This window comes from Paenirhizobium cremeum (assembly GCF_047553425.1).
In the GTDB taxonomy this organism is placed as follows: domain Bacteria; phylum Pseudomonadota; class Alphaproteobacteria; order Rhizobiales; family Rhizobiaceae; genus Allorhizobium; species Allorhizobium cremeum.
Window position 1 is genome coordinate 24,369 of sequence record NZ_CP180218.1, and the last position, 16,496, is coordinate 40,864.

Below are 16,496 nucleotides of genomic sequence, written 5' to 3' on the forward strand. Positions count from 1 at the left end.
CTACGGAGCAGGGCGGCTTCGGCCGCCCTTTTCATTATGTCGCCTGGTGCGATGAATTCGAAAGAATTGATGCGACTGCGAATATAAACCGTCGGCTGTTTGGGCAATCTGGCGTGAACTCAACAGGATACGCTCTCCCGACCTCGCCGATCTCTTCACGGCGTCGATGACCTTGAGCGTCTGGAGCCCCTCGCGACCGCTGACGAGTGGGCGTTCCTCACCGCTGATGACCTTGCAGAACTGCCGGATCTGCAGGGCAAGCGGGTTCTCCTCGATATACGCGGCCTCCTCCGTCTCGAGGGGCTCCCACCAACTGCGCTTCGACGGGTTGCGCCAGACCGTCAGGGACGGGACGGTGAGGGAATCGTGCGTCCCGCCAATGACGTAGCAGGCTTCGTCGTTTTCGGATAAACCGGGTTCTCGCCCGTCGTCATCTCCCAGCTCCAAGGCGCCACGACGGCGTCGGAAACGGACGCGGTTGCAAGAACACCGTTCTCGAATTCAATGAGGATCACGGCCGTCTCCTCGACCGCATTGCCACGAACGGCATTGGATTCCCGCGCCTGAACGGCGCTGATATCGCCGAAGAGATAACGAAGATTGTCGATGTCGTGAATGAGGTTCAGGAAGATCGGCCCGGCCCCGGCCTGACGTCGCCACTCGATATCGAAATAGTCGTCCGGCTTGAAAAGCCAGAACATCGCGTTGACGACCAGCACTTGCCCAAGTCGGCCGCTGTCGATGATGTCCTTCAGAGCATGAAAGGCGCCGTACCACTTCTCCACTTTCTCAAGTGAAATCAGCATGGATTGAGTATTGGCAGAAGCAGGCACGACGCCTCCCTCGATATGTCAGTTCACGGTGAAGGGGATGTTGGGAATGGATTCCGGGAATTGCAGAAGATCGATTCCCATCCATTTCCTGGTGATGGCGGCCAGCTCGCCATTCGCCTTGATTTTGTCGAGAAAGGCGTTGACGGTTTCGTTCCAGTCCTCTTCGCCCAGGTGCGTCCCGACGCCGTTATAGGTCGTCAGGAAATCGATCTTGCGTTCGTATGTGCCGGGCGCCGCAGCCTCGAGCCGCTGGCCCTAGAACTGGTTGCCGCCGACGATCGTGCCCTTGGCCTTCACCTCTTCGACGCCTGCGGCGGATGCCGCGGCGGCGTCGAAGAGGACCAATGCCGTCGTTGCAAGCGTCACGCCGATGAATTTCCTGCGATTGTATTGCATTTCATTTCCTCCTCTTTGGTATCGTTGTGTGGGGTGTCAGCGGGTGGCCTTGGCCATCCGTTTCTCGAGAGCCGCTCCGAAATGGGAGAGCGGCCAGCAAATGACGAAATAGATCGCGCCGACGATGCCGAAGACCAGCAGCGGGCGGTACGTCTGGTTCGAAACGATCTGTCCGGCGCGGGCGAGTTCGACAAATCCAACGATTGCCGCAAGCGACGTGCCCTTGATGAGTTGTACCAGGAAGCCGATGGTTGCCGGCAGGGAAATCTTGAGTGCCTGGGGCAGGATGACATCTTTCATCCGCGACACGGAATGAAGTCCGAGCGCGTTGGCGGCCTCGGTCTGTCCCTTTGGCACAGCCTGGATGGAGCCGCGCCAGATTTCGCCGAGGAATGCACTCGCATGCAGCCTGAAGGCGATCTCGACCGCCAGCCACGCGCTCACATCGATGCCGAGCAGCGCGACGCCGTGATAGACCGCGAAGAGATGCATCAGCAGCGGCGTGCCCTGGAAGAGCCCGATATAGCCCATAGCAATTCCGGGGCGCGCTCCAAGACCGCACCGAAGTCGAACTGGTAATTCATGAAAGGGTCTTCCTGCTCCGGGCGCAGCCTCCACTGCGCCAGATCAGGAATGTCTAAGTCTCTGCCTGAAGAACTTCCCGCGTTTTCAGATTGAGATTTCGCAGATGCGCCGATGCCGGTGTGTCGCCGACCAGCGGCACCTCCACCGAAATGGCGGCCTTGCCGTCAAGTTTCGCAATCAGGTCCTTGAGCGCCAGTATTCCATCGCCTGGCGCGAGGCGCCCGCTCCGTGCCTCCTTCATCATGTCTTCGGCACCCTTCGGCGGCGGGCCGACCACATCGCAAAGCTGAACGTGCCGCACGATATCGACATCGATCTCATCGACATCCCCGCCGTTGCGGAAGAAATGAATGGCATCCACCAGGGCGCCGGCATTGTCCTGTCCGCATGCATGAACGAGTGCGGCGCTCTCGCTGTAGCTGCTGACGGCGCGCCAGCCCATGTTTTCGATATCGACAGCCATGCCGTACCGCCCGGCGAGCTGACAGAATGCATTGAAATTTTCGATCAGACGGCTGCGATCCGCATCGTCGCCACAGGCGGACAGCCGTTTTGCGCCAATATCCGCTGCGGCTGCAACGATGTGCTCGACGGAGGCCGCCTGGAAATCCGGGCCGACAATGAAGAACTCGATGTCGAAGACCTTCATGCCTTCGCTGTCGAGCAGGGATCGGAACTCCGACGCCGCCCGACTGCCCTGCGGCAGTTCGTAGTAAGGCGCGCCGGCAAAGGCCGGATGGAGTCGAAGCCCGACCGAGCCGAACCCGGCGGCGGCGGCCTGCCGGACGAATTCCTGCGGCGGCAACTGGATCGCCGAGAAATGCGCGACGCCGATCGGGTTTTTCTGCATCTGCCGGGCGTCGGTCATCGGACCGCTCCGGTGCGGGCGAGGTGGGCCAGAAGATTGGTGCCCGTGCGATGGATATGCTGGCGTAGTTTTTCGGCGGCATAGTCGCTGTCGCGGGCCACCGCGCCCTGCGCAATCTCGCTATGCTCCTGGCTCACGTTTCTGTCGCCGGATGTCTGTTTGAGAAATGTCCTGCGGTAGCGATCGTTGAGATTGAGCAGCGTCTTGCAGAAGTGAAGAAGAAGCGGCTTGCCGCAGCCTGAAATAAGGGTGAGGTGGAAGTCGCGGTGGACGGCTTCCCAATGCTCCAGCGTTTCGGGCCTGCTCGCATCGCGCTCGGCGCGGTTCAGCTTATGAAGCGCGCGCATGACATTGCCCTCCCATTCCACGTCTCCGAGCCGAATGGATTCCTTGAGCGCGAAAATCTCGAACTCCTCACGAAGCACGGTGATTTCCTCGAGGTTCGCCAGCGAGACCGGGGAAACCCGATAGCCGCGATTGTCCTCGAATTCGACAAGGCCATCGGAAATGAGGCGCGCCAATCCTTCGCGCAGGGGGCTCAGGCTCACGTTGAACGCCTGCCGTTCCTTGTCGAGATTGATCTTGCTACCGGCTTGCAGGCTGCCGGAAATGATCGCTTCCCGCAGCCGGGATGCCAACTGGCTGCCGATCGTATTTTTCCCGTCGTCGGAAAAACTGCCGATCTCGGCTGGGCCCGCCGCGCCGTCCTGCTGCTTCATGGTGTCCTCCCGAACGGACGTCGTCCGTCGTCGATGATGGTTAGAATAAACGATTATTATTGTCAACCTTCAAGAAATTTACGGTTGCTCTCGAGAGAATATTTGCACATTTTTTCCGTAAAATCCAATGAAATCAATAATAAATGACGGGATTTCCCTTTCATTCTGAAGGTCGATGATTTTGTCCAGCTCGGGAGCGCTTGACAGATAATCGATTATTCTTGTATCGGTCGCCCATCGGGAGGTGGCAGCATATGGTGATGAGAACTGAAAGCGATGTAACGCCCGCCGTGGTCGCGGCGATGCAGCAGACATCCGATCCAAGGCTGCGCGAAATCCTGGTTGCGCTCGTGAAGCATCTTCACGCCTTCGTGCGCGAGGTGCGGCTGACAGAGGCGGAATTTCGCGAGGCCACCGCCATCCTGAACGAAATCGGAAAACTTCAGACCGACAGTCATAACGAGTTCGTACTGATGTCGGGCTCGCTCGGCGTTTCCTCGCTTGTCTGCCTGCTGAACAACGGGGACAAGGGCCAGACGGAGACATCCCAGTCGCTTCTCGGTCCGTTCTGGCGCCTCAACTCTCCAAGAGTCGAGAACGGCGGAACGATCATTCGTTCCGAAACGCCCGGCACGCCGCTTTTCGTGCATGCCCGGGTGGTCGACCGGGAGGGCAGGCCGATTGCCGGTGCCGAGGTGGATGTCTGGCACGCATCGCCGGTGGGCCTTTACGAAAACCAGGACCCGGACCAGGCGGATATGAACTTGCGCGGCAAGTTCATATCCGATGAGGACGGGCGTTTCTGGTTCCGCACCGTGAAGATGGTAGGCTATCCAATCCCCGTCGATGGCGTCGTCGGCCGTCTGCTCAAGGCCCAGGGCCGTCATCCGTATCGCCCGGCCCATCTGCACGCCCTGATCTTCAAGCAGGGTTACAAGACACTGATTTCACAGGTCTTCGATCCCAGCGATCCCTACATCGCATCGGATGTTCAGTTCGGCGTGACCGCGGCTCTCACCGGGGATTTCGTCCGCTACGATGAGCCGCATCCGACCGACCGCGACATCGAGGGAGCCTGGTTTTCGCTCGACTACACCTATGTCATGGAGCCCGGCGAGGCCGTCCTGCCGCGCCCGCCCATCAAGTAACGTCACGACCGGAGCCAGTTCATGATTACCGAAGAGCAACGTCAGGCGGCGGCAGACGCCATATTGAAAGCGGAGACCGAGCGAAAGCCGATCGTGCAGCCCAGCAAGACCTATCCGGGTCTCGATCTCGATGACGCCTATCGCATCCAGGAGCTTTGGGCACAGTCGCGCGTTTCCCGTGGCGCGCGGATCGTTGGCCACAAGATCGGCCTCACCTCGCGTGCGATGCAGATGGCGTCCAAGATGACGGAACCCGATTACGGCGTCATTCTGGACGACGCGCTCTACAACGACGGAGCGCAGATCAAGGCGGATCTCTTCATAAAGCCAAGGCTTGAAGTGGAACTGGCCTTTATCATGGGCGAGGACCTCAAGGGTGCGGGCACCCGGATCTACGACGTCATGCGCGCGACCGAATTCGTCGTGCCCGCCCTCGAGATCATCGACTATCGGACGGAGGTGCCGCGGGCGATCACCGATACGATTGCCGACAATGCGGCCTTCGGAGCCATCGTGGTCGGCGGACGTGTCATTCGCCCCATGGATATCGACATCCGCTGGGTCGGGGCGACCCTGTCGAAGAACGGCATTATCGAGGAGTCCGGAGTTTCGGCGGCGATCATGGGGCATCCGGCGGCCGGCATCGCCTGGCTCGTCAACAAGCTGCATGCCGTAGGCGGCGGCTTGAAAAAGGGACAGATCGTCCTTGCCGGCTCGTTTACGCGCCCCGTGGATATCGCTGCGGGCGATGTGATCCAGGCCGACTACGGTCCCGTCGGTTCCATCGGCGTTTCTTTCTTGTGAGGCTGAAAAATGGATCTTCCCGTCAACAAATTCAAGGCGAAGCTCCGCAGCCGGCAAAGCCAGATCGGCCTCTGGTGCGGACTTCCGGGCAGCTATGCGGCTGAAATCGTCGCGCCGGCCGGTTTCGACTGGCTGCTGTTCGACACGGAGCATTCCCCGAGCGACGTGCTGACGGTTTTGCCGCAGTTGCAGGCCGTGGCAGCCTATGACGTCGCGCCTGTCGTGCGGCCTGCGGCCAACGATCCGGTCCTCATCAAGCGCTTTCTGGATATCGGCGTTCAGACGCTGCTCATCCCCTATGTTCAGAACGCGGCTGAAGCAAAGGCCGCGGTGGATGCAACCCGATATCCGCCTGAGGGCATCAGGGGCGTTTCAGCGCTCACGCGGGCCACCCGCTTTGGCAGGGTGAAGAATTACGCGCAACAGGCCGCCCAGGAACTCTGCGTTCTCGTCCAGGTCGAAACGCGCGAAGCGATGGCTCATATCGAAGCCATGGCATCGATCGATGGCGTGGATGGCATCTTCATCGGACCGGCCGACCTTGCTGCCAGCTTCGGATATCCTGGGCAGCCCGGCCACCCGGAAGTGGTCGAGGCCATCGAAAAGGCCATCGTGCTGCTCAATCGGCTCGGCAAGCCGGCCGGGATTCTTACGCCGGATGAAGAATTCGCGGCACGGTGCATGGAGTTGGGAACGCTGTTTACGGCGGTCGGCGTCGATGTCGCCGTGCTGGCGCGCGGCGCCGAAGCCCTGGCAGGCAGGTTCTCGGATCGGGCTTGACGAATGGCGGCACCGGAGAACATCGTCGCCGAACTTGCACCGACCGGGACAATCCGTGCGGCGGTGAATACCAGCAATGCCGCCCTCGTCCGTATCGATGAACGCACGGGAACGCCAGCCGGTCCGAGTGTCGACCTGGCGAATGCCGTGGCCGCAGAAATCGGCTGCCCGATTTCGGTTCTGAAATATCGATCGGCGGCGGCAATCCTGGCGTCGGCGGATCTGAACGAATGGGATATCGCCCTGATCGCGGCAGATCCGTCCCGGATGGATCGGTTCGCATTTTCCCCACCCTATGCGTTTGCTACGGCGACCTACCTCGTTCCGGCGAGGTCCGATGTCCGCTATGCGGCGGACGTGGACGTTTCCGGCCGCCGGATAGCAACCGCACGAGACGCCGCCTACACGAAAGAGATCGAACGCCGGGTGAAGAATGCGACGATCGTTTATGCCGAAAGCCCGTCGGCAGCGGTGGATATGCTGAAAGCCGGCGATTGCGACGCGGCCGCGGGGCTGAGGCAATCCCTCGAACCTGCCGCCCTGCATGACCCGGCGTTTCGCACACTGGCCGATGCCTTTTCCGAAATTCCCCAGACCGTCGCCGTCCTGAACACTCGGAAAACGGCCGCGGTCTTCCTCGCGAATTTCGTGGAAGACTATCTAAAAAAGCGCTCCCTGCCGTAGCAAGGCATCGGCACGGAATGTTTTCCAAGTGCAGGCCGGTTGGGAAAATCAGGCGACATCACGCCGAGCGAGTTCACGGGCCAGTTCCAGAAACGCTCTCACGCCAGCCGACAGATTGCGGCGACCGGGATAATACAGGCAGAGCCCCGGATATGGCGGCGTCCAGTCCTCCAGTACACGAATGACCCGTCCGGCCTCGATTTCCGGAAGAATGTCCTGCTCGAACAGATAGCCCACACCAGCGCCTTCAAGCACCGCAGTCCGGGTGAGGCTGGTCTCATCGAGCGAGATCTGACCCCGAACTTCTATCTGAACCTGCTCCCCGTCCTTCTCAAACCGCCATCGAAACAGAGAGCCGTCCGGCAGTCGAACACGAATGCACCTGTGCCCGAGAAGATCCGGGGGAACCACAGGCATGCCGTGCTTCTCGAAATATTCAGGCGAAGCAACCACGGCATGGCGCTGAGGCCGGCCGAGCGAAACGGCAATCATGTCGCTGGGAACGAGGCCTGCAACTCTGACGCCCAGATCGAACCCGTCCCTGACGATATCGACCATCTTCCCTTCGGTGACGATATCGACATTCATCTCGGGATAGCGGCGCAGGAACTCAAACACGAGCGGTGTGAGGATCGCGCGGGCCGCAAACGGCGCCGCGTTAATCCGTATGGTTCCGGACGGCGTTTCACGCTGTTCGCGCACGGCTTCCAGCGCTGCATGGAGATCCTGAAGCGATGGAGCGACCTGCTGCATGAAGAGCCGACCGGCGTCCGTCAGCGAAACGCTCCGCGTGGTGCGGTTGAACAACCTCACGCCCAGCCCGGCCTCGAGCCTGCCTATCGTGTGGCTCAATGCGGTCGTCGAAATGCCGAGATCGATGGATGCCGCACGGAATGTCCCTCGCCGGGCAATCGCGATCGCGGCTTCAAGTTCCTTCAGGCTCGCCTGGTCCATTATCCCGATTTTTTCATCATGCCATGCCGGTTTGTCCCACTTATTCATCCAATTGTCCAGTGTTAGCTATCGTCTCAAGCAAAGGAGAACACTCATGGCGCCAACACTGCCCAAACCCATAAACGACTATGTCGAGGCCAACGCGAGGCTCGACCTCGACGGCATGCTGAAACCCTTTTCCGTCGATGCGCTCGTCCTGGACAACGGACACCGTTACGACGGCCCCGCCGAACGGCGAAAGCTGCTCGAAGAGGCGGTGGCCGTAAAGGCGATCTTCACGCCGGATACCGTTCGCCACGAGGACGGTCAGGTCGTGGTCGAAGGCCCTGCGCATGGTGACTTCAAGGGCAGCCCGATCCGCTTCACCTATCGTTTCACGCTCGAACAGGACGCCATCAAGGCCCTGGAGATCACGGCATGAATATCAAGGCTGATCCAACCGAGTTTTCGGGAAAGCGCGTGCTCGTCAGCGGCGGCACGAAGGGTGCGGGCCGCGCCACGGTCGAGCGCTTTCTGGCCGGCGGCGCCCGGGTCATCACCGCCGCCCGGGGAACACCGGAGCCGATCGACGGTGTCGACTTCGTCCAGGCGGACCTGACGACGGCCGAGGGAGGAGAACTTCTGGCCAGGGCGGCGCTTGAACGCCGGGGCGGAGTGGACATCCTCGTGCATGTTCTCGGCGGATCGTCGACACCGGGTGGCGGCTTCGTCGCCCTGACGGATGAGCACTGGCTATCCGAACTGAACCTGAACCTTTTGGCGGCCGTTCGCCTCGATCGTCTCCTGATCCCGCAGATGATCGAACGCGGCAGCGGCGCGGTGGTGCATGTGACCTCCATCCAGTCTGTCCTGCCTCTGCCGGAAGCCACCACCGCCTATGCCGCCGCCAAGGCAGCGCTCAAGACCTACAGCAAGTCCATCTCCAAGGAGCTCGGCCCCAAGGGCGTGCGGATCAATGTCGTCTCCCCCGGCTGGATCATGACCGAGTCCTCCGTGGACTTTCTGAAACGATTGCAGGCGGCCAATGGCGGCACGATCGAGGACGCGCGGCAAGTCGTCCTTGACAGCCTGGGCGGCATCCCGATCGGACGTCCGGCCGAGCCCCATGAGGTCGCCGACCTCATCGCCTACCTGGCCTCGGATCGCGCCGCTGCGATCCACGGCGCCGAGTTCGTCATCGACGGCGGCACGGTTCCGACCGTCTGACGTGAGGCGTGCACGGAATGTGAGTGTTGCGAGCCTTGGGAGGACCGGCGACGGTCCTTCGACGATGCCGGGAAGGGACCCCAGGCTCCCGGACAATCACGTTGAAAGGCTGAAGGCCGGTCGAGGGATGCCGGGATTGCAGAGCCACGCAAGCGCTTCATCACGTCCTCGCCCGGCGTGACAGACGCTGCATTTTCTCGTTGAATGTCCGAAGCGGAAGCGACAGCAGTCTTGCGGCATCCGCACTGTTTCCGGCTGTGGCCAATGCGTTCTTGAGAACGCCCAGTTCGAAGGTATCCATCTGCTCGGCGAGAGACGTGCCGGGCACGTCATGACCATATTTCGCGGCGCCCTCCGGCGCCCAGTCCAGATCGAGTGCCCGTCTTTCCGCCAGCAGTTTCAGTTCACGCACATTGCCGGGCCAGGGATAAGAGAGAATTCTCTCCATCTCCTCGCCCGTCAGGGGCCGGTTTGGGACCCCAAGGCGGCTGGCCATGGCCGCCGTGAAGTGGCTGAAGAGGACGATTGCGTCATGGCCGCGCTCGCGCAGCGGCGGGATCGAGATCTCCGCGCCCATGAGCCGGTAATAGAGGTCTTCGCGGAAGCCGCCGCGTGCGGAAAGGTTCTTGAGACTTTCCTTGGTGGCCGAGACGACGCGGATGTCGATCCCGATATCCTTGTTCGAGCCGAGTCGGGTGATCGTGCGTTCCTGAAGCACGCGCAGGAGTTTGGCCTGCGCGGCGGCGGGCATGCTCTCCACTTCGTCGAGAAAGACGGTCCCGCCATTGGCAAATTCGAACTTGCCGAGCCGGCTCCCGCTTGCGCCGGTAAATGCACCGGCCTCATGTCCGAAAAGCTCGCTTTCTATGATATCGGCGGGAAGGGCCGCGCAATTGAGGGCGACGAAGGGCTTATCCCGGCGCAAACTGCCATCGTGAAGCAGCCGGGCGACGACCTCCTTGCCGGTGCCGGTCTCCCCAAGGATCAACACATCGACAGGCAGCGCCGCCAGCCGTGCGATGGCCGATTTGAGCCTCGCGGTCGACTGGTCCTCGCCGATGAGATGACGCTCGATCAGCGCCTCAATCTCGTTGCTGCGCTCATAGGCGGCCACCTTGCGGCGCAGGCTCGAGCTTTCGACGGCGTTTCGCAACGTCGCGATCAACTGGTCGGGCAGATACGGCTTGGTCAGAAAGGTGAAGGCGCCGCCCTGCATCGCCGCGACTGCCATGGGCACGTCGCCGTGACCGCTCAGGATAATCACGGGCAAGGTCGGGTGGCTGGCCTTGATGGCGTCGAGGAGTTCGAGGCCCGACATGCCGCGCATCCGAACATCCGAGAGAACCACATCCGGTTTTTCCGCCGAAAGCATCTTGAGTGCCTCTTTGGCGTTGGAGGCCTCAATGACACGGAGATCGTTGAGCTCCAGCCACTGAGCCATCGACTGGCGAAGCGTATGGTCGTCTTCGACAAGAAGAACAAGGGCGGGCAGAACGGGGGCGGCGTTCATGCGCGCAGTCTCCCGCGATCCGTCTCCACGCGCGGCAGTTCGATCCGGAAACCCGCGCCACCGAGCGGTGAAGGGAAATAGGACAGCCGGCCATGGTGGTCCGTGACGATGCGGTTGGCCGTCGCAAGTCCGAGGCCAAGGCCTTCGCCTGCGGCCTTCGTGGTGTGAAAGGGCTCGAACAGCCGCGTTTGTTCGGCGGGATCGATGCCTGCGCCATTGTCGGAAATGGTGAGCGCGCAGGCCCCGTCACCGATCTCGATCGCCACCTCTATTCGCGGATTTTCCACATTGCGCACCGCGTCGACGGCATTGTTGAGGAGATTGAGAACAACCTGATCGAGCTGCGTTCCGCTGCCGTGGACAACCACGCCCTCCTGCAAACGGTCGATGGCGGCAATACCCAGATCGGCGAAGCGGAATTTCAGCAGCGTCAGTGTGCGACGGACCTGGAGGGCGAGATCGAGCTCGACAAAGTCCTCGTCCTTGCGGCGCGCCAAGCGCTTCAACTGATTGGTCAGTTCCGAAACGCGGCTGACAATATCGCCCATCGTGTCGAAATTCCCCTTGGCGACATCGAGCTTCCTTCGCTCCACCAGAAGGCGGGTCGAGGCGATATAGGTCTGAAGGGCTGCGAGCGGCTGGTTGATTTCGTGGGCAAGCCCGGCAAAGCTCTGGCCGATGGCCGCCAGCTTCTCCGCCTGCGTCAGGTTGGTGCGGGTGACGTCCAGTTGTCGTTCCGCCTCCTGCCGTTCGGCAATCTCCAGGGCGAGCCGCGCGTTCGTCTCGCGCAATTCGCTTGTCCGTTCGTCGACGCGCGCCTCCAGAACCTCCAGCGCCCGCCGCGCGACCGCCTGCGCCTTGCGCCGCTGCAGCAGGATCATCAGCCCGGCCACGGCTAGCATCAAGGCAAGAACCGCGGCCAGCGCCAGCGTATTGGCAAGCCGTTCCACCGAACCGAGGTCGGCGAAATAGTTCAGGACCCAGCCATCCGGGCCGAAAGCCGCCGTAGCGCGCAGGCGTTGGGGCGCCTCTGCACCGCCGAACGAGGCCTTCTCATAACCGCCTTCGTTCTTCAGCGCGATGCCTGCCAGGCCAATCGCGGCGTCGCCGTAGCGCCGTTCGTCGGTCAGTTGCTTCAGCTGCCCGGTGCTGACGGCGCCAATGGCCGTGTAGCGCCATTGCGGATTCGAGGAGAGGAAGATCACGCCCTGGCTGTCGTTCATCGCAACCGTTTCGCCCGCGTCGCGCCATTGCTGCTCAACGGGAAGAAGGTCGATCTTCACGATGGCGACGCCGACGACAGCGCCGTCCAGGGTGATCGGGGTGGCGAGGAAATAGCCCGGCTGACCGGTCGTCGCACCGACTGCGTAATAATTGCCGAAGCCCTTGGCCAGCGCATCCTGGAAATACGGACGATAGCTGTAATTCTGTCCGACGAAACTGCCGGGACTGCCGAAATTGCTGGAAGCGATGGTCAGGCCCGATGTGTCGGCCACGAAAAGCGCAAGCGCGCCCGATGCGTTGGAGATGCGCTCCAGAAGCTGGTTGGCGGCCAGACGCTGATCCGCTGTCGCATTCTGCCGGAACAGGTCTTCGATTTCCCGTGAGCGGGCGACGACATCAGGCAGATAGCGAAACCGCTCGATGCTGGTCGAGAGCGTCGCCGAGATGAGACGAAGACGCTCCTGCGCGGTGCGGGAGACGTCGCGCGCCCCGTAATCGACGGCAACCGCCCGAACCAGGAGGGCGGTGCCGACCAAGCATAACGTAAACATCAGCATGAGCGGCAGATAACGACCGCGCAATCCCCGTCCTCCTCCCGCGTCCTCGCCCATGAGGCGAAAACTGTCCGCACGGTCTCCCGCCGTGCGCTTTGCGTCAATCAAGGGTCAGTCCCTTGCGTTCGTCAAGGGTGAAGCGGTCATGTTCGGCATGGACGAGGCTCGCCAGTTCCTTTTTGATGGCGTTGAACTCAACCGAATTGCTGTCGCGCGGGTAGGGTAGATCGATGGCGACATCCTTTTTGATCGTGCCTGGGCGATAGGTCAGGATAACGACGCGCGAGCCGAGATAAACGGCCTCCTCGATGGAATGCGTGACGAAGACAATTGTCTTGCCGACGCTGCGCCAGATGCGCAGAAGTTCGTCCTGCAACGAACGGCGGGTCAGCGCGTCGAGCGCGCCGAACGGCTCGTCCATCAGCATGATCGGCGGATCGAGCGCCAGAACGCGGGCAATCGCGACGCGCTGGCGCATGCCGCCGGAAAGGTCCTTCGGAAAGCGGTGGCGGAATTCCTTGAGACCCAGCATATCGAGCAGTTCGTTGACGATGCGGGCGATCTGATCCTTTCCCGTGCCGCGGATCTCAAGGCCGAATGCGACGTTCGCCTCGACCGTCATCCAGGGGAACAGGGCATATTCCTGGAAGACCATGCCGCGATCCGGCCCCGGCGCGGTGACTGGCTTGTCGGAAACTTCAAGTGTGCCCGACGTCGGCAGCGAGAAGCCGGCAATGGCATTGAGCAAGGTGGATTTTCCGCAGCCCGAGGGCCCCAGAAGGCAGACGAATTCGCCGGGCCGGATTTCCAGATCGATGTCTTTCAGGGCCACGACCCCGCCCGGCTCTGCGCCGAAAATCTTGTTGACGCCTGCGGCCCGCACCAGCGGCTTGACCTCGGCTTCCATGTCCTTCGAAACGGTGTGATGCGCGTTCATGATGTCTCCTCCCGATTGAGTTGTTGCTCGCTTTGCCGATGAGCGGTCGGTAAGGGAGCCCGCGAAGGCGGGCTCCGGCAGCGTCAGGATTCGATGCCCCGGTGCCAGCGAAGCAGGTGGTTGTTGACGCGGTTGACGCCGACATCGATGGCGAGCCCGAGAAGGCCGATGGCGATCATTCCGGCGATCACCTTGTCGGACCACATGTATTCGCGAGCTTCGAGAATCCGGTAGCCGAGGCCGCTGTTGACCGCGATCATCTCCGCCACGATGACGACGATGAAGGCCGTTCCTATGCCGATCCGCATGCCGGTCAGCACATAGGGCGTGGCAGCCGGCAGGATGACGCGGCGGAACATGGTCATGCGGCTGGCGCCGAGATTGGTCGCCGCGCGGATATAGATGCTGTCCACGTTGCGCACCCCGGAAATCGTGTTGATCAGCACGGGAAAAAAGGCCCCGATGGAGATCAGAAAGATCGCCGGCGGATCGCCGAGCCCGAACCAGAGGATCGCCAGCGGAATATAGGCGATCGGCGGAATGGGCCTCAAAAACTGGACCACCGGGTTGAGATAGGCCTCGAACCGCCGGTCGGTGCCCATCAGCAATCCAAGCGGCAGCGCGAGGCCCGCGCCCACGGCAAAGCCGAGCAGGACGCGACGCATGCTGGCGACGAGATCGCTGAGCAGTTCGCTCGACCAGATCCAGTCGGCAAAGCCGGCGCTTTCCGCAAGGTTCTGCGCCGGCAGGAGATAGATCCACAGCCTCTCGATAATGGCGAGAGGGGACGGCAGGATCACCGGTTTGATGAAGCCGGACTGTGACAGCAACTGCCACAGCACGAGCAATACCACCGGAACCGCCAGATTTCTGAAGAGCGTGCGGGCCATGGCTTATTTCGCCTTCAATGCGTCGTCGAGCAGGTCGGTCTTGACCCAGTCCGTCGCCTTCGGCGGATTGGCGAGCTTGCCGACGCCGAACTTGACCATCAGGTCGGTCGTGATCTGCACATGCTCGGCCGTAATCTCATAGGTATAGGGCGAGTTGCCGATGGCGTCCTTGAAGTCCTGATCGGTGATCTGGCCCTTGAACATGTCGTTGATGACGTATTTCTCGGCTTCCGCGGGATGGTCGATGAAATACTTCGTCGCCTCGACGAAGAGCTTCATGGTGCGCTCGGCGACGTCCTTGTTGTTGTAGAAGCTTTCCGAAAAGACCAGGGAACGAACGGGCATGCCGAGCGGCGTATCGTAAGGCTTGAGGATTTCGATGCCGAAGCCCTTGTTGACGGCCTGGCTCGCCTGCGGTTCCGACTGGCACATGGCGTCGATATTGCCGGCCATCAGTGCCTGATTGAGATCGGCAAAAGCCATGTAGACGATCTGCACATCCTTGCCGGGCTTTTCCGACCAGGTGAGGCCGGCCTTGCTGAGTTCGGCCAGAAGCAGCAGTTCCTGCGCGCCGCCCCGGGCGACACCCACCTTCTTGCCCTTGAAGTCGGCGACCGAGCCGATGCCGCTCTTCTCGCCGGCCACGATCCGTGCGCCACCCTTGGCGAAACCGGCGACGGCATAGATCGGCACGCCGGAGGCGCGGCCGGCAATCGCGGCATCGACGGCGCTGGCCGCGATATCCACTTCGCCGGCGACGATGGCCGGCAGGATGTCGATGCCCTTGGCGAAGAAGCGCTCCTCGATCTGAAGGTCATATTTCGGCGCCAGTTCCTTCATGTAGGAAATTGCGCCGTAGTGTGCGAACTTGAGATTGGCGAGCCGCACCTTGTCGGCGGCTTGCGCGGATGTTGCGGCAACGAGTGCGGTGGCCACCAAAAGGTGGCGCATCAAAGTCTTCATGATTTCCTCCCAAAACAGGTAGACCCCTCCTAGGGTCGATCCCTTCTATGCAGACGGCGTGCCAGAACGGGAGGGAGGCGCATGGCCATTTGTAACGTGCTGTAAAGACGTCATTTTTTAAGAGGGGGGCGAGAAAGCGAGATCTCTGCCCCATGTATTTAGGCAAGAAGTTGCTTGAGGCGGGCAAGAACTTGCCTGCGTCGATCCGCAGCCCCTCAAGCCGACGAGTCCCGGGCCTGGCGACTTGCGGCAAGCGGCTCTTTCTTTTCGAACCGCAAACGCAGGATCATGATGGCGCCGATCCCATAGAGGGCGGCGACCAGCAGCCAGATCGCTCCCGGCCAGTCGGATCTCAGGGAGAGGTAGGCGCTCGAAAACCCGAGCGGAGCCAGGATGGAGGCGAGGCTGACCGCCGATTGCAGCACACCCTGGAATTTCCCTTGCTCCGCCTCGCTCACCTGGCGGGTGGCAAGCGACTGAAGAGCAGGGACACCTATGCCGCCGAGCGCCAGAAGCGGCATTGCCGCGAATACCATCCAACCCTGTTTTGCGCCGGCAAACACGGCAAGCGCGGCGCAGGCGCTCACAATTCCGGTGAGTATCGCACCTCGCTCGCCGAGACGCTTTGTGGCAGGTCCGGGGAGCAATGCCTGTGCCAGTGTCTGGCAGGTGCCGTAGGTGCCAAGGGACAGACCGATCCACAAACCGTTCCATTGAAAGACGTCGTTGCCCCACAAGGCCCAGCAGGTGCCGTAAGCCTCACCCAGGCCGCTGAATATGAAGAATATGAACACAAGTGGCAGGACGCCTTCGATTGTGAAGGCCCAGCGGAGCGGTAGAAGCGGGTTCAATGCCCGGACGCGGACGTTTTCGCCGGCGGGCGAACGGGACTCGGGCAAGGCGAGAATGCACAGCAGGAAATTGATGCCGGTCAGAACCGCCGCTGCCACGAAGGGCAGCCTGACCCAATGATCGCCGAGCAGTCCCCCGAGGACTGGGCCGAGGATGAAGCCGATGCCAAACATGGCATTCAGCAGCCCGAAACGCCGCGGTCGCATTTCCTCGGACGATGTGTCGGTTATGTAGGCGGCAGCAACGGACATGTTGGCGCTGGTGAGGCCCGCAAGGGCCCGGCCAAGGAGCAGCAGCCAGAGGCTGGGGGCAAACGCCAGGAACAAGTAGTTGGTCATCGCGCCGATGAGCGAGATCAGCAGGACCGGACGTCGGCCATGGCTATCGCTGAGCGCTCCGAGCACTGGAGCAAAGACGAACTGCATGGCGGCATAAAGCGCCATCATGATGCCGATGTATGGGGTAACGTCGCCAACATGCGTGACGTCTTTCAGCAGCGAGGGAAGGACAGGAAATATCAGCCCGATGCCGACCGCATCGAGGGCGACCGTTATCAGGATAACGAGGAGAGGTTTGGTCATAGCGTTCG

General features: G+C 61.5%; 15 protein-coding genes and 3 pseudogenes. 6 read left to right on the forward strand and 12 right to left on the reverse strand.

Features of this window, described 5'->3' with window-relative positions; all coding sequences use genetic code 11:
* Positions 1 to 117: 117 nt before the first annotated feature.
* The 5 genes and pseudogenes from ACLBKR_RS20375 to ACLBKR_RS20395 form a co-directional block, all read right to left on the reverse strand.
* Positions 118 to 752 (reverse strand): annotated as a pseudogene (locus ACLBKR_RS20375) (Gfo/Idh/MocA family protein); the annotation flags it as partial.
* A 99-nt stretch (positions 753 to 851) separates the two neighbouring features.
* Positions 852 to 1,166, reverse strand: a pseudogene (locus ACLBKR_RS20380) (ABC transporter substrate-binding protein); the annotation flags it as partial.
* Positions 1,167 to 1,265: 99 nt separating this feature from the next.
* A pseudogene (locus tag ACLBKR_RS20385) lies at positions 1,266 to 1,757 on the reverse strand (amino acid ABC transporter permease); the annotation flags it as partial.
* A 109-nt stretch (positions 1,758 to 1,866) separates the two neighbouring features.
* Positions 1,867 to 2,682: a sugar phosphate isomerase/epimerase family protein gene (locus ACLBKR_RS20390; protein WP_113448014.1), complete on the reverse strand. Its 816-nt coding sequence runs from the start codon at positions 2,680 to 2,682 to the stop codon at positions 1,867 to 1,869.
* Entirely contained in the window at positions 2,679 to 3,401 is a 723-nt protein-coding gene (locus tag ACLBKR_RS20395) for a GntR family transcriptional regulator (RefSeq protein ID WP_113426282.1), read from the reverse strand. Before ACLBKR_RS20395 ends, ACLBKR_RS20390 begins: the two co-directional genes overlap by 4 nt.
* A 254-nt stretch (positions 3,402 to 3,655) precedes the next feature.
* Between ACLBKR_RS20395 and ACLBKR_RS20400 the strand changes: the two genes are divergently transcribed.
* Genes ACLBKR_RS20400 through ACLBKR_RS20415 form a run of 4 tightly spaced genes read left to right on the forward strand, consistent with a single transcriptional unit; the run spans position 3,656 to position 6,817 of the window.
* Positions 3,656 to 4,549: an intradiol ring-cleavage dioxygenase gene (locus ACLBKR_RS20400; RefSeq protein ID WP_113448016.1), complete on the forward strand. Its 894-nt coding sequence runs from the start codon at positions 3,656 to 3,658 to the stop codon at positions 4,547 to 4,549.
* A gap of 21 nt (positions 4,550 to 4,570) precedes the next feature.
* Positions 4,571 to 5,353, forward strand: coding sequence for a 2-oxo-hept-4-ene-1,7-dioate hydratase (gene hpaH / locus ACLBKR_RS20405; RefSeq protein WP_113442415.1), 783 nt, complete (start codon positions 4,571 to 4,573; stop codon positions 5,351 to 5,353).
* 9 nt (positions 5,354 to 5,362) lie between these two features.
* Positions 5,363 to 6,133, forward strand: a complete 771-nt coding sequence (gene hpaI / locus ACLBKR_RS20410; RefSeq protein ID WP_113448017.1) for a 4-hydroxy-2-oxoheptanedioate aldolase — start codon at positions 5,363 to 5,365, stop codon at positions 6,131 to 6,133.
* 3 nt (positions 6,134 to 6,136) lie between these two features.
* Positions 6,137 to 6,817, forward strand: coding sequence for a transporter substrate-binding domain-containing protein (locus ACLBKR_RS20415; RefSeq protein ID WP_113448018.1), 681 nt, complete (start codon positions 6,137 to 6,139; stop codon positions 6,815 to 6,817).
* A 48-nt stretch (positions 6,818 to 6,865) separates the two neighbouring features.
* On the opposite strand, the gene ACLBKR_RS20420 is transcribed toward ACLBKR_RS20415, so the two are convergent.
* Positions 6,866 to 7,819, reverse strand: coding sequence for a LysR family transcriptional regulator (locus tag ACLBKR_RS20420; RefSeq protein WP_113448019.1), 954 nt, complete (start codon positions 7,817 to 7,819; stop codon positions 6,866 to 6,868).
* A gap of 46 nt (positions 7,820 to 7,865) precedes the next feature.
* Here ACLBKR_RS20420 and ACLBKR_RS20425 point away from each other — a divergent pair, with 46 nt between their 5' ends.
* Together ACLBKR_RS20425 and ACLBKR_RS20430 are read left to right on the forward strand one after the other, a co-directional pair.
* Positions 7,866 to 8,192: a nuclear transport factor 2 family protein gene (locus ACLBKR_RS20425; protein ID WP_113426286.1), complete on the forward strand. Its 327-nt coding sequence runs from the start codon at positions 7,866 to 7,868 to the stop codon at positions 8,190 to 8,192.
* The gene (locus ACLBKR_RS20430) at positions 8,189 to 8,977 is read left to right on the forward strand and encodes an SDR family oxidoreductase (protein ID WP_113448020.1); all 789 of its coding nucleotides are present in this window, start codon (positions 8,189 to 8,191) and stop codon (positions 8,975 to 8,977) included. Before ACLBKR_RS20425 ends, ACLBKR_RS20430 begins: the two co-directional genes overlap by 4 nt.
* Before the next feature lie 160 nt (positions 8,978 to 9,137).
* Here ACLBKR_RS20430 and ACLBKR_RS20435 read toward each other — a convergent pair whose 3' ends face one another.
* The 6 genes from ACLBKR_RS20435 to ACLBKR_RS20460 form a co-directional block, all read right to left on the reverse strand.
* Positions 9,138 to 10,487 (reverse strand): sigma-54-dependent transcriptional regulator, encoded by a 1,350-nt coding sequence (locus tag ACLBKR_RS20435; protein ID WP_414901977.1) that lies wholly within the window; start codon positions 10,485 to 10,487, stop codon positions 9,138 to 9,140.
* Positions 10,484 to 12,373 carry an ATP-binding protein gene (locus ACLBKR_RS20440; protein WP_414901979.1) on the reverse strand — a complete coding sequence of 630 codons (1,890 nt, stop codon included), beginning with the start codon at positions 12,371 to 12,373 and terminating at the stop codon, positions 10,484 to 10,486. The genes ACLBKR_RS20435 and ACLBKR_RS20440 overlap by 4 nt, the downstream gene beginning before the upstream one ends.
* Positions 12,366 to 13,172 carry an ABC transporter ATP-binding protein gene (locus tag ACLBKR_RS20445; RefSeq protein WP_414902064.1) on the reverse strand — a complete coding sequence of 269 codons (807 nt, stop codon included), beginning with the start codon at positions 13,170 to 13,172 and terminating at the stop codon, positions 12,366 to 12,368. Before ACLBKR_RS20445 ends, ACLBKR_RS20440 begins: the two co-directional genes overlap by 8 nt.
* A 113-nt stretch (positions 13,173 to 13,285) precedes the next feature.
* Complete coding sequence (locus ACLBKR_RS20450; protein ID WP_112826987.1) at positions 13,286 to 14,092, reverse strand: ABC transporter permease; 807 nt, start codon at positions 14,090 to 14,092, stop codon at positions 13,286 to 13,288.
* Positions 14,093 to 14,095: 3 nt separating this feature from the next.
* Positions 14,096 to 15,055 (reverse strand): ABC transporter substrate-binding protein, encoded by a 960-nt coding sequence (locus ACLBKR_RS20455; protein WP_414901982.1) that lies wholly within the window; start codon positions 15,053 to 15,055, stop codon positions 14,096 to 14,098.
* Positions 15,056 to 15,270: 215 nt separating this feature from the next.
* Entirely contained in the window at positions 15,271 to 16,488 is a 1,218-nt protein-coding gene (locus tag ACLBKR_RS20460; RefSeq protein ID WP_113339792.1) for a TCR/Tet family MFS transporter, read from the reverse strand.
* Positions 16,489 to 16,496: the final 8 nt, after the last annotated feature.